The sequence below is a fragment of the Xanthomonas sp. NCPPB 3569 genome, assembly GCF_041475645.2.
GTDB lineage: Bacteria > Pseudomonadota > Gammaproteobacteria > Xanthomonadales > Xanthomonadaceae > Xanthomonas > Xanthomonas phaseoli.
The window spans coordinates 2960672-2973031 of the sequence record NZ_CM192969.1 but is presented as its reverse complement, the minus strand read 5'-3'; the positions used below and the strand labels follow the sequence as shown (position 1 = coordinate 2973031).

13 protein-coding genes and 1 other RNA gene are annotated in these 12360 nt (G+C 63.3%); 11 read left to right on the top strand and 3 right to left on the bottom strand.

Going from position 1 to position 12360, the window contains the following annotated elements; translation table 11 throughout:
- Window positions 1–29 precede the first annotated feature (29 nt).
- Both ACCQ03_RS13030 and ACCQ03_RS13025 read left to right on the top strand, forming a co-directional pair.
- Window positions 30–332, top strand: coding sequence for a glycosyltransferase family 32 protein (locus ACCQ03_RS13030; protein ID WP_057677858.1), 303 nt, complete (start codon window positions 30–32; stop codon window positions 330–332).
- 6 nt (window positions 333–338) lie between these two features.
- Entirely contained in the window at window positions 339–737 is a 399-nt protein-coding gene (locus ACCQ03_RS13025; protein WP_139790927.1) for a hypothetical protein, read from the top strand.
- A gap of 336 nt (window positions 738–1073) precedes the next feature.
- On the opposite strand, the gene ACCQ03_RS13020 is transcribed toward ACCQ03_RS13025, so the two are convergent.
- A complete protein-coding gene (locus ACCQ03_RS13020; RefSeq protein WP_209227796.1) occupies window positions 1074–2570 on the bottom strand; it encodes an aminotransferase class III-fold pyridoxal phosphate-dependent enzyme in 1497 nt (498 codons plus the stop codon).
- 121 nt (window positions 2571–2691) lie between these two features.
- Between ACCQ03_RS13020 and ACCQ03_RS13015 the strand changes: the two genes are divergently transcribed.
- The 6 genes from ACCQ03_RS13015 to secF all read left to right on the top strand — a co-directional run bounded on the left by ACCQ03_RS13015 (window position 2692) and on the right by secF (window position 9177).
- Window positions 2692–3123, top strand: a complete 432-nt coding sequence (locus ACCQ03_RS13015) for an Lrp/AsnC family transcriptional regulator (RefSeq protein ID WP_209227794.1) — start codon at window positions 2692–2694, stop codon at window positions 3121–3123.
- Window positions 3124–3276: 153 nt separating this feature from the next.
- The gene (queA, locus tag ACCQ03_RS13010; protein WP_057677860.1) at window positions 3277–4347 is read left to right on the top strand and encodes a tRNA preQ1(34) S-adenosylmethionine ribosyltransferase-isomerase QueA; all 1071 of its coding nucleotides are present in this window, start codon (window positions 3277–3279) and stop codon (window positions 4345–4347) included.
- 81 nt (window positions 4348–4428) lie between these two features.
- Window positions 4429–5574 carry a tRNA guanosine(34) transglycosylase Tgt gene (gene tgt, locus ACCQ03_RS13005; protein ID WP_057677861.1) on the top strand — a complete coding sequence of 382 codons (1146 nt, stop codon included), beginning with the start codon at window positions 4429–4431 and terminating at the stop codon, window positions 5572–5574.
- Between the two features lie 131 nt (window positions 5575–5705).
- Window positions 5706–6059 (top strand): preprotein translocase subunit YajC, encoded by a 354-nt coding sequence (gene yajC, locus ACCQ03_RS13000; RefSeq protein WP_003489768.1) that lies wholly within the window; start codon window positions 5706–5708, stop codon window positions 6057–6059.
- Window positions 6060–6249: 190 nt separating this feature from the next.
- Entirely contained in the window at window positions 6250–8094 is a 1845-nt protein-coding gene (gene secD / locus ACCQ03_RS12995; protein WP_014090428.1) for a protein translocase subunit SecD, read from the top strand.
- A gap of 114 nt (window positions 8095–8208) precedes the next feature.
- A complete protein-coding gene (gene secF, locus ACCQ03_RS12990) occupies window positions 8209–9177 on the top strand; it encodes a protein translocase subunit SecF (RefSeq protein ID WP_057661353.1) in 969 nt (322 codons plus the stop codon).
- A 99-nt stretch (window positions 9178–9276) separates the two neighbouring features.
- Here secF and ACCQ03_RS12985 read toward each other — a convergent pair whose 3' ends face one another.
- On the bottom strand, window positions 9277–9483 hold the full coding sequence (locus ACCQ03_RS12985) for a hypothetical protein (RefSeq protein WP_342343559.1): 207 nt from the start codon (window positions 9481–9483) through the stop codon (window positions 9277–9279).
- A 309-nt stretch (window positions 9484–9792) separates the two neighbouring features.
- Here ACCQ03_RS12985 and ACCQ03_RS12980 point away from each other — a divergent pair, with 309 nt between their 5' ends.
- The 3 genes from ACCQ03_RS12980 (at window position 9793) to ACCQ03_RS12970 (ending at window position 11793) form a co-directional block, all read left to right on the top strand.
- The gene (locus ACCQ03_RS12980) at window positions 9793–10434 is read left to right on the top strand and encodes an AbiU2 domain-containing protein (protein ID WP_057677863.1); all 642 of its coding nucleotides are present in this window, start codon (window positions 9793–9795) and stop codon (window positions 10432–10434) included.
- 67 nt (window positions 10435–10501) lie between these two features.
- Window positions 10502–10681: a hypothetical protein gene (locus ACCQ03_RS12975; RefSeq protein ID WP_057659538.1), complete on the top strand. Its 180-nt coding sequence runs from the start codon at window positions 10502–10504 to the stop codon at window positions 10679–10681.
- A 140-nt stretch (window positions 10682–10821) separates the two neighbouring features.
- Window positions 10822–11793, top strand: coding sequence for an IS5 family transposase (locus tag ACCQ03_RS12970; RefSeq protein WP_150147813.1), 972 nt, complete (start codon window positions 10822–10824; stop codon window positions 11791–11793).
- Window positions 11794–12105: 312 nt separating this feature from the next.
- On the opposite strand, the gene ffs is transcribed toward ACCQ03_RS12970, so the two are convergent.
- Window positions 12106–12202: signal recognition particle sRNA small type (gene ffs / locus ACCQ03_RS12965), an RNA gene on the bottom strand.
- Window positions 12203–12360: the final 158 nt, after the last annotated feature.

Below are 12360 nucleotides of genomic sequence, written 5' to 3'. Positions count from 1 at the left end.
TTGGCTCCCCCACAGCCCGAGTCGCCCCCATGATTCCCCAACTGATTCACCTGACCGCACCCACCAAGCAGTTGCTGTGGGAAGAGCGCAGGATCTGCGATCGCCTGCAGCGCCTGTTGCCTGGATGGACCTGTTACGTCTGGGACGACGCCGATAACGCAGAACTGATGCGGCGTGCGTTCCCCGAGTTTGCCGCGCGCTACGAGCAGATCCGCTTCGGCGTGATGAAAGCCGACATCGCCCGCTGCGCGTACATGCACGCGCATGGCGGCTTCTACTTCGACACCGACTACAAACTGCTGCGACCACTCGATGCGCAGGTGCTGTCGTAGCATTGCGTGCTGCCCGTCGAGGAAGGTGCGCCGGGCCAGGAAGACTTCAAGATCGGCAATGCCGTGTTCGGCTCAGAGCCCGGGCATCCGTTCTGGCGCGCGTTCATCGAACACATCTTTACCGCGCACGCCCCGGAAACGCTAAAGGACCATCGCGAGATTCCGATGATTTCGGGCCCGCGTGGGCTGACGCGTTTCTACAACGCGCACGGTGGGCAGTTCGCCGACATCCTGTTCCCCCCACGCGACGCCTTCCATCCGGATCGCACCTGGTTCGGGCTTGGCCATCGTGGCGGCAAGATCGCGGTCGGCTCGCACCTGTGCTGGGCATCGTGGCGCGGCAAGTCGCCGCGGCGTGCGCTGACCAACTACCTGCGCCGCAAGTTGAATGCGGTGCCGATTTGAATGGCAGCATGCGCGGTGATACGGCAATCGACCTGGGGCAGGGTCGCCCAGGTCGAAACCGAGTGAGGTCATTGCCCTGCATGCAGTAGGCGATTTATGCAAGCGCAAGCTTGCATGTTCAATTGGCTTCGCATCATGTGTTGCCGGTGTTGCGCGAAGTCTGGCAAGCAGTGCAGATGGCGCGCGTTCGCTGATGGCGCGACCTGGCTCGATTGAACGCCAGCGGCGCTGGCGCTGATCAGACCGCCAGGCTCCACAGCATGTGGGCGGAGCAGACTCGCCGTCTGCCGGGGTGCACGCCGACGCCATGCGCGCCGGCGTGCCGCATGGAGCGACTCAGGCCGCCTCGGCCTGCACCTGACGTGGACCTTCCTTGAGCGCACGGGCGATCAGGCCGACCAGCAGATCGAGCTCGTCTTCGTCCATCGCGAAGTGCGGGGTGAAACGCAGCGAATTCTCGCCGCCGTGGATCACGTTGACGCCGCGATGGCGCAACCACTCCTCGGTGGAACCGGCGCCGTAGCACTTGAATTGCGGCGCCAGTTCGCAAGAGAACAACAGGCCGGTGCCTTGCACCTTGGTGATCAAGCCGCCGAGTTCGGCTTGCAGCGCTTCCAGCTTGGCAATCGCCTGCGCACCGCGGATGCGGATGTTCTCGCGCACCTGCGGCGTGAACAACGCCAGCGTGGCGCAGGCCACGTCGAGCGCGCGCGGGTTGGTGGTCATGGTGTTGCCGTAGGTGCCCTTGCGGTACACCTGCGCAGCGTGCTCGGTCACCGCCAGCACCGACAGCGGGTACTGGGCCGCGTTGAGCGCCTTGGAATAGGTTTCCAGATCCGGCGGGTCGAGCTGCTCGAATCCGGGGTAGTCCACCACCGAGAGCACGCCATGCGCGCGCAGCCCGGCCTGGATGGAATCGACCAGCAACAGGCTGCCATGGGTCCGGGTGAGCGCGCGCGCAGCGGCGTAGAACTCGGCCGGCAACGCGCGCCCCGGGTCGCCTTCGCCCATTACCGGCTCCAGGAACACCGCTTCGATGAACCAATGATTGCGCGCGGCCTCATCGAAGGCGCGTTGCAATGCGGCCACGTCGTACGGCGCGATCGCGATCACCGAATCTTCGTCGCGATAGCTGGCCAGGTACTTGGTGTAGGTCTTGCGGCTGGAATCGGAATACAGCCCCGGGCGATCGGTGCGGCCATGGAAGCTGCCCTTCACCACCAGGCGCTTGATGGTGGCGCCGGCGTGCCGTGCGCCCGGGTCGGTGTGCAGCTTGGCATTGGTATCGACGAGACGCGCGGCCAGGCCCACCGCTTCGGAGCCGGAATTGAGACACATGAAGCGTGCGAACGGGCAGCCGCCGCGGCTGTGGCCGATCTCCGCACGCAGGGCGCGATCGAGCCGGCGTTGCGCCAGGCTGGGCGTCATCACGTTTGCCATCACCTGCGGGCGCGCCATGGCCTCGAGCACCGCGGCCGGCGTATGGCCGAAGCCGAGCATGCCGTAGCCGCCGGCGTCGTAGAGCACTGCGCCCTTGAGCGTGACCACCCATGGCCCGCGTGCGGCCAGTGCCACATATGGCGTCACTGCATCGTCGGCGTAGAAATTGATGAACCCTTCCTGCACCGCGCCGATCTGCGCCTCTTCGTCCAGGTCCAGCAGGTCGGCGGCATCGTCGCGCACCAGCGCGTATTCGGCAGCGGCGGCCTGGATGGCGTGCTGCAGGTCTGGGTGGTTGGCGGCCAGGCGCGCGATGGTCGCGTCGTCCAGGCCTTCGGTCAGGCGGCGGCCGGCATGGGCACGCAGCGGGGCGAGCGGGGCAAGGACGGACATGGCGCATCTCCTTTAAGGTGGCGTTCCCTTTCTATTATCGGCAGAAGATCGGCATTTGGCAGCGTGAATCTGGGCAGGAAGTGCGGTATTTTCGGCGAATCGCCGAAACCAATGCGCAATAGTGAAGATCAACCCCTCCGACGAACGCCTGTTGTCGCTGCTGCGCGAGGACGCGCGCGCTTCCACCGCCCAGATCGCGCGGCGGCTCGGGCTCTCGCGCACGACCGTGCAAAGCCGCATCGAAAAGCTCGAACGCGATGGCGTGATCAGCGGCTACACCGTGCGCACGCATGACGACTACGAGCAGGGCCGCATCCGCGCGCACATCCTGATCACCGTGCTGCCCAAGAAGATGCCGGCCGTGGTGAAGGCGCTGCGCGATATCCCGCAAGTGCGCCTGCTGCACTCGGTCAGCGGTGCGTACGACCTGGTCGCCCTGGGCGTGGTCGGTGGCGTCAACGAGATGGACGTACTCACCGACGCCATCGGCGCCATCGACGGCGTGGAGCGCACGACCAGCGCGATCATCCTGTCGACCAAGTTCGAGCGGTGAATGGAGAATCGGGAATAGGGAATCGTAAGAGCAGCGAATCGGGGGCGGAAAGGCGACGATGAAGCCCTGCCGCTCGTCCGATTCCCCATTCCCAATTCTCCATTCCCGGCCGCAGTTACACTATGCGGCTACTCAGACAACGATCCTGCGGCCTTGAAGAAGTCCGATTTCCATTACGACCTGCCCGACGAACTGATCGCCCAGGCGCCGCTGGCCGAGCGCGCGGCGAGCCGGTTGCTGGTGGTGCCGCCGTCGCCTCAGGCGCTGGCCGACCGCCAGGTGCGCGATCTGCCCGAGCTGCTGCAGCCCGGCGATCTGCTGATCTTCAACGATACCCGGGTCATTCCGGCACGCTTGTTCGGGCAGAAAGCCAGTGGCGGGCGGGTGGAAATCCTGATCGAGCGCCTGCTTGGCGAACGCGAGGCGCGCGTGCAGATCGGCGCCAGCAAGTCGCCCAAGGCCGGCAGCGTGATTGCGCTCGATGCCGGCGGCCAGGCCGAGGTGCTTGGCCGCGATGGCGAGTTCTATCTGCTGCGTTTTCAGATCCCGACCCCGCTGGAGCACTGGCTGCTGGAGGCTGGTCGCCTGCCGCTGCCGCCCTACATCCGCCGCGAGCCGGGCGTGGAAGACCGCGAGCGCTATCAGACCGTATTCGCGCGCGAAGTCGGCGCGGTCGCCGCGCCCACCGCCGGGCTGCACTTCGACCAGCCACTGCTGGCGCGCTTGCGCGAGCGCGGGGTGGAGTTCGGCCACGTCACCTTGCATGTGGGGGCCGGCACCTTCCAGCCGGTACGGGTGGACAAGCTCGACCAGCACGTCATGCACAAGGAGTGGCTCAACGTGGGTGCGGCGCTGGTGGAACAGGTGCGGCGCACCCGCGCCCGCGGTGGCCGCGTCATCGCGGTGGGCACGACGGTGGTGCGCTCGCTGGAAAGCGCCTGGCGCACCACCGAGGCCGCGCCCGAAGGCGAATTGCAGCCGTTCGCCGGCGAAACCCAGATCTTCATCCTGCCCGGCTACCGCATCCGCAGCGTCGATGCGATGGTCACCAACTTCCATCTGCCCGAAAGCACCTTGATGATGATGGTCTCCGCCTTCGCCGGCCGCGAGCGCATCTTCGAGGCCTACCACCATGCCATCGCGCAGCGCTATCGCTTCTTTTCGTACGGCGATGCGATGTTGTTGTGGGGCAGGGAATCGGGAATCGGGAATGGAGAATCGTAAGGCGGTATCCGCCAAACGATCAGCCGCCTGCCAACCGCTTTTCCGATTCTCCATTCCCGATTCCCCATTCCCGGCCTTTCAATGTCCCGACTCCAGTTCCAACTCCAAGCCACCGACGGGCATGCCCGGCGTGGGCGCCTGACCTTTCCGCGCGGCACGGTCCAGACCCCTGCGTTCATGCCGGTCGGGACCTATGGGTCGGTCAAGGGCATCCTGCCCGAGCAGATCCGTGCCCTGGGTGCGGAGATCATCCTGGGCAACACCTTCCATCTGTATCTGCGCCCCGGCCTGGAGGTGATCGGCGATCACGGCGGGCTGCACGGGTTTGCGCGCTGGGATGGCCCCATCCTGACCGATTCCGGCGGGTTCCAGGTGTTTTCGCTGGCGCACCGGCGCAAGATCACCGAGCAGGGCGTGACCTTTTCCTCGCCCACCGATGGTGCGCGGGTGTTCCTGGGCCCCGAAGAGAGCATGCAGATCCAGAAGGTGCTCGATTCGGACATCGTGATGATCTTCGACGAGTGCACGCCGTACCCGGCCACCGAAGAGGTGGCGCGCCGCTCGATGGAGCTGAGCCTGCGCTGGGCGCAGCGCTCGCGCGATGCGCACGACGGGCTGGGCAACGATGCGGCGCTGTTCGGCATCGTGCAGGGCGGGGTGCATCCGGACCTGCGCAGCCGCTCGCTGGAGGGCCTGCAAGGCATCGGTTTCGACGGCTATGCGATTGGCGGGCTGGCAGTGGGCGAGCCCGAGCACGAGCGCAACGCCATGCTCGAACACCTGCATCCACGCCTTCCGGCCGAGCGCCCGCGCTACCTGATGGGCGTGGGCCGACCGGAGGATCTGGTGGAAGGCGTGGCCCGGGGGGTGGACATGTTCGACTGCGTCATGCCCACCCGCAATGCGCGCAACGGCCACTATTTCACCTCGTTCGGCACCGTGCGCATCCGCAACGCCAAGTACGAACGCGACCTGGACACCATCGAGCCGGGCTGCGGCTGCCATGCCTGCAGCAGCGGCTATACGCGCGCCTACCTGCGCCATCTGGACCGCTGCAACGAAATGCTGGCGCCGATGCTGGGCACCCTGCACAACCTCTGGTACTACGAAAAACTGATGGCCGACATGCGCGCGGCGATCGCGGCGGGAACCTTTGTGGAGTTCCGGCGGTCCTTCTATGCGGCACGCGGCGCCACCACGCCGCCGTTGCCGGGGGAAGCCAGCTGAGACCGGCCGCCCGCGCCCTGGCGCGGACGGCGTGGAACCTGCGTGGCATAATTCCCGGCTGTTCCGCTCCGGCGGTACCTGAATAGCGAGCGGGCCCATGGTCGCGCTGGCACCAAACTAGGATGCACTGAATGAATCTGCTCGATTTCCTGATCCCCGCTGCCCAGGCGCAGGCCGCTGGCGGCGCGCCGGCACCCGGCCCGATGGGCGGCCTGTCCACCTTCGCGCTGCCGATCATCCTGATCGCGGTGATGTACTTCCTGATGATCCGCCCGCAGATGAAGCGTCAGAAAGAGCACAAGGCGCTGCTGGACAAGCTGGCGCGCGGCGATGAAGTGATCACTTCCGGCGGCGTGGCCGGCGTGATCACCGACATCGGCGACAACTTCATCAGCGTGGAAGTGGCCGACAACGTGCGTATCCGCGTGCAGAAGAGCGCGGTGGGCCATGTGCTGCCGAAGGGCACGCTGAAGTCGGCGAGCTAAACGCGTCTTGCAACGGCTGCGCCGCCGTCAGGTAGGCGCAGTCGCAAAGTGGAGCCGGAGATTGTGACCCACCGGTTCTGCCGTACCGCCCGTATCCATCTGAAGACCATTGGCGACGTTGTACCGGTCGCTTGAAGTCGTTCTCACTGCTAGGCGCGGCGCCGGGATGGTGCCACGCGGGACTGTCGCAATGCTCGAATTTCCTCGCTGGAAGTATTTCCTGATCCTGCTGGTACTGGCCGTCAGTGCGCTGTATGCGCTGCCCAACGTGTACCAGAAGGACCCGTCCGTGCAGATCACCGCCAGCCGCGGTGCGCAGCTCGACGACGCATTGCGCAGCCGCATCGACGGCGAGCTCAAGAGCGCCGGCATCACCCCGAAGGCGATCACCAAGGAAGGCGACAGCCTGATGGTGCGGTTGCCTTCGCTGCAGGCGCAGACCCGCGCCAACGACGTGTTGCGTCAGCAGCTGGGCGAGAACTACACCGTGGCGCTGAACCTGGCCTCCACCGTGCCGGACTGGCTGGCCAAGCTGGGCGGCCGGCCGATGGTGCTGGGTCTGGACCTGGTGGGCGGTGTGCACTTCGCCATGCAGGTCGATCAGAAGGCCGCGCTGGAAAAGCGCCTGGACGGCTTTGCCGAAGACATCCGCACCACCTTGCGCGATGCGCGTATCCCGTACCGCTCGGTGGAGCGTCGCGCCGACAACAGTATCCAGGTCAACCTGGGCGAGGGCGCCAATGCCGACGCCGCGCGCGTGACGCTGGCCAAGGCGCAGCCGACCCTGACTTACGACGTCAGCGGCCAGAACATCGCAGTCAAGGTGCCGGAGGCCGAGCTCAAGCAGATCGCCAGCGGTGCGATCGAGCAAAACCTCACCACCTTGCGCAACCGCGTCAACGCGCTGGGCGTGTCCGAGCCCACCATCCAGCGCCAGGGCGAGGACCGCATCGTGGTCGAACTGCCCGGTCTGCAGGACACCGCCGAAGCCAAGCGCCTGATCGGTGCTACCGCCTCGCTGGAATTCCGCGCCGTGGTCGACGGCAACGCCGACGACGCCGTGCGTAGCGGCAACATTCCGCCGGAGGCCAAGGTCTATCGCCTGCGCGACAGCAACGCTCCGGTGTTGTTGAACAAGCGCGCGCTGGTGACCGGCGACCAGATGGTCAGCGCATCGGTCAGCACCGACCAGAACGGCATGCCGGCAGTGGCGGTGACGCTCAACAACGTCGCCGGCCAGCGCATGTTCGACTACACCAGCGCCAACGTCGGCAAGCTGATGTCGGTGGTCTACATCGAGCGCATCCCCACCGTGACCATGGTCGACGGCAAGGAAGTGCGCAGCGTGCGGGTCAAGGAAGAAGCCTTGTCGCCGACCCGCATTGCCGGCGTATTCGGCAAGAACTTCCAGACCACCGGCCTGGAAAAGACCGAAGCCGAGAACCTGGCCAAGCTGCTGAAGTCCGGCTCGCTGGCCGCGCCGATGGATTTCGTCGAGGAATACGTGATCGGTCCGAGCCTGGGTGCGGAGAACGTGGAGCGTGGCGTCACCGCGGTGGTCTACTCGTTCCTGTTCACCCTGGTGTTCTTCACCATCTACTACCGCGTGTTCGGCGCGATCACCTCGGTGGCGCTGCTGTTCAACCTGCTGATCGTGGTGGCGGTGATGTCGCTGTTCGGCGCCACCATGACGCTGCCGGGCTTTGCCGGCCTTGCCCTGTCGGTGGGTCTGTCGGTGGACGCCAACGTGTTGATCAACGAGCGTATCCGCGAAGAGTTGCGCCTGGGCGTGCCGGCCAAGTCGGCGATCGCGGCCGGTTATGAAAAGGCGGGCGGCACCATCCTCGACGCCAACCTCACCGGTCTGATCGTGGCGGTGGCCTTGTACGCGTTCGGTACCGGCCCGCTGAAGGGCTTCGCGCTGACCATGATGATCGGTATTTTCGCCTCGATGTTCACCGCGATCACGGTCTCGCGCGCGCTGGCGGTGTTGATCTATGGCAGCCGCAAGAAGCTGAAGTCTGTCGCTATCTGAGATGCGAGTCCGGCCCTGGCCGGTGCAGCCCAGCTGCACGCGGTCGGGGAATGAATCCCTTTGCAAGCGTCTGCGCCCCAATGGCGCAAACGTCTTAAACGGAAGATCTTTTCCATGAAATTGTTCCCGCTCCATCTCATTCCCAACGACACCAAGATCGATTTCATGAGCTGGCGCAAGCCGGTGCTGATCTTGATGCTGGTGCTGGCAGTCGCCTCGGTCGGCATCATCGTCGGCAAGGGTTTCAATTACGCGCTGGAATTCACCGGCGGCACGCTGGTGCAGACCTCGTTCCAGAAGACCGTGGACGTGGACCAGGTGCGCGAGAAGCTGTCCAAGGCCGGCTTCGAAAACGCCCAGGTGCAGAACGCGCGCGGCGGCAATGAAGTCATGATTCGCCTGCAGCCGCATGGGCAGAACAACAATCGCGACGATGCCGCGCGCACCGTTGCCGAAGATGTGCGCAAGGCAGTGACCAGCGACGAGAATCCGGCCACCGTGCAGCCTGGCGAATTCGTCGGCCCGCAGGTCGGCAAGGATCTGGCCTTGAATGGCGTGTATGCCACGGTGTTCATGCTGGTGGGCTTTTTGATCTACATCGCGTTCCGCTTCGAGTGGAAGTTCGCGGTGGTCGCCAGCCTGACCGCCTTGTTCGACTTGCTGGTCACCGTGGCCTTCGTGTCGCTGACCGGTCGCGAGTTCGACCTGACCGTGCTGGCCGGCCTGCTGTCGGTGATGGGCTTTGCGATCAACGACATCATCGTGGTGTTCGACCGCGTGCGCGAAAACTTCCGCGCACTGCGCGTGGAGCCGCTGGAAGTGCTGAACCGCTCGATCAACCAGACGCTCTCGCGCACGGTGATCACCGCGGTGATGTTCTTCCTGTCGGCATTGGCGCTGTACATCTACGGCGGCGAATCGATGGAGGGCCTGGCCGAAACCCACATGATCGGCGCAGTGATCGTGGTGATCTCCTCGGTGATCGTGGCCGTACCGATGCTGAGCATCGGTCCGTTTGCGGTGACCAAGCAGGACCTGCTGCCGAAGGCCAAGGACGTGGAGGCGCTGGCGCGTCGTCCTTGATGGGTTGGCAAAAGGTCTGACGAAAAAACCGCGCATTGCGCGGTTTTTTTGTTTCTGGCGGTGAACGTCGTGACTTCATGATCGTGCACTGCGACGTTATTACTCAAGATTTTCAACGCTAGGATTTCCTGGGGCACGTGATGCCGATCGATACGCAATACGTCGCGTTAGAGAAACAACAGCGACGTCAAACGCCTGGTTCTGTATGCCCGTAGTCACCTGCGCATCGGCCGCCATGCGGGTGAGGAACACCGCGACCTCCATTTGGCCCGTCTGCGCCGGATAACGCTTGCCGCTGGCAAGGATGAAGCGCCGTATCCAGCCCAGATAGGCTGCTCGGTGCGCAGGCTGTAGTGCCGTATGCGCGGGCGATCGCGCATCTGTTCGAGTAGCCAGAGCGGTGGAAGCACTGTTACGCCGTGCTTTTTGGGGCGTATCTCATACGCCTGCATCCTTGCTGGATAACACTGAAAGCATCCGAATGGTCGCGTCCGCTTGCCATCGTGCAATCCCGTGACCCCGGATAGGATTTCCTCCTTCACAAAGCGGCAGCGATCCAAGATACTCAACGCAACACCGCATTTCGGCGGTCCAATGTAGTTAGGGCGAACGCGGATGACCACGCGATCCATGGATGAGATACGTGCCGAGTACATTTCCTCAATGGGAGAGGAGTTAGGCGCCAGCTTCTACGAGCTCTATCGAAAGCTCGTCGAGCTCCACATCCTTTGGCAGCAATATCGTCAGCTGTTTGGAAATGACACGGGGACGGTCCACCTGCTTAATAGAACCGCTGGTCTGTTCTTCAAGATCGTGCAAGACGAGCTGTGGGACAGTGTCTTGCTTGGAGTCTCACGGATGACAGATCCGCAGGCAACAGGCAAGAAAAGGAACCTGACAATACAGTCGCTGCCTCCGTTGATAACGGATCTGGTGCTACGAACCGAGCTTCAATCACTTTGCGACAAGGCGTTGGACTCAGCGGAGTTTGCGCGCGAACATCGTAATAAACGCATTGCTCATCAGGATCACAACTACCTCAGCAATCGAGGTTCCGACCCCCTGAGCGGCATAAGCAGGGCGATCGTGGAGCAAATGCTAGCGGCGTTGCGCGCTGTTCTAAACCGCTTGGAGCAGCATTTCAGAGACAGCACGGTTATGTACGAAGACTTCGTGGATGAGAGTGGGGCTAGGCTTTTGGTCCACAAGCTGAGAAAGCTAGAACGGCTACAAAACGGTGCGGCTAGTGCGCCCTAACAATTCATTCAAGCCGATGCGGCTTCGCGGCACGGCTTAACTCAGGCGTTAAGCAAAAGGATCAAAAATGATCGAGCCATACAGAATTGAAAGCGAGGCTGAGGCAGATGCATATCTGAGTGACCTCTTGGGGAAAAATGAATATCGCTCCATGCCCGAAGTCGAGCAACGCGCCAAGCAATTCATCCAAGACGATGAGCTTCGTGCTTACTTCATCAAAAAGGCAAAGGATATCCTCGCGGGCTAGGTCATGGATTTCGTGGCCTAGGCCTAACAATTCGTTCAAGCCGGAGGGCTACGCCGCCGCTTAAGTCCAGCGTTAGGGAAACTCTGAACAATCCATCGTGATCTGCCACAATCGATCAACGACCCGAGTAGACGATTTCGATGCAGCTGACCTTCGGCGACGCGGAGTACAACGGCAAGCGCAAGCGGACGCGGCGTGAGGTGTTCTTGGCCGAGATGGACCAGGTCGTGCCGTGGAAGGACCTGCTGGCGCTGATCGAGCCGCACTACCCGAAGTCGGGGCAGCCGGGGCGACAGCCGTATCGGCTGGAGACCATGCTGCGCATCCACTTTTTGCAGCAGTGGTATGCACTGAGCGATCCATCGGCGGAAGAAGCGCTGTACGACACGGTGTCGATGCGCCGTTTCGCCAAGATCGGCGGGCTGGATGAGGTGCCGGACGAGACGACGATTCTCAACTTCCGCCATCTGTTGGAGCAGCACGATTTGGCGCGCAAGCTGTTCAATCGGGTCAACGCGCACCTGTCGCGCAAGGGGCAGAGCTTGCGCGGCGGGACGATCGTGGACGCCACGATCATCGCTGCGCCCAGCTCGACCAAGAACAAGGATGGCGAGCGCGATCCGGAGATGCACCAAACCAAGAAGGGCAACCAGTACTACTTCGGGATGAAGGCGCACATCGGGGTGGACGATGACTCCGGGCTGGTGCACCACGTGGAGTGCACGGCGGCCAACGTGGCCGATATCACACAAGCGCACAAGCTGCTGCACGGCAAGGAGGACACGCTGTGCGCGGACAGCGGCTACACCGGGCTTGAGAAACGCGAGGAGATGAAGCGCAAGCGCAAACTGCGCTACCTGATCGCGGAGAAGCCCTCGAAGCTGAAGCAGATTAAGAACAAGCGCGAACTGAAGTTGGCCAAGCGCTGGGAGCACACAAAAGCCAGCCTGCGTGCAAAGGTGGAACACCCGTTTCGGGTGATCAAGCGCCAGTTTGGCTACGTCAAGGTGCGCTATCGCGGTTTGGCGAAGAACACCGCACAGATGCTGATGCTGTTTGCGCTGTCGAATCTGTGGCTGAAGCGCAAAGAGTTCATTACCGCCGCGGGGTAGGTGCGCCCGTAATCGGGACGATACCCCGAAAAAGCGCCAAAAACGGCGAAAAACCGAGGATCTGAGCGCGGTCACCGCGACCGATATGGCTTACCACATCCTCCGATCGCGTTGTTCAGACCTTCCCTAACGCTGCGGGATGCATGCGCCGTCGCCACGGCGGGCACGAATGATGGGTCGGCTTTTCGCATCGGCTTTGCGTATGGGCGCACAGCGCTGTACGAGGTGATCGCTATTTGCTGCTCGATCAATCGTGCGCAAGCCAGAGGTTCCAGCTGGTTCGCTTGGCGTCTGTCGAACGTTAGGGTGGTGTCCCCGCCGGTTGACCTCGGCGCCCGCATCAATCGATACCGTTGCTGCCTTCCGGCCCTGGCGGGATTCTCGATCTAGCGTCGCGAGGGACCGACGGGGCCACCATAAGACGTGGGCCACGATGCCGTGGCCCTGGACCCGTGCAATCAGCTTGCAGAGTCATAAAACTGGCGGAGAGAGAGGGGGGGGGGGGGGGGGGGGGGGGGAGGTACTGATCCCACTCGAACGTCCTGACTCTCCTACAGCCACGCAAAC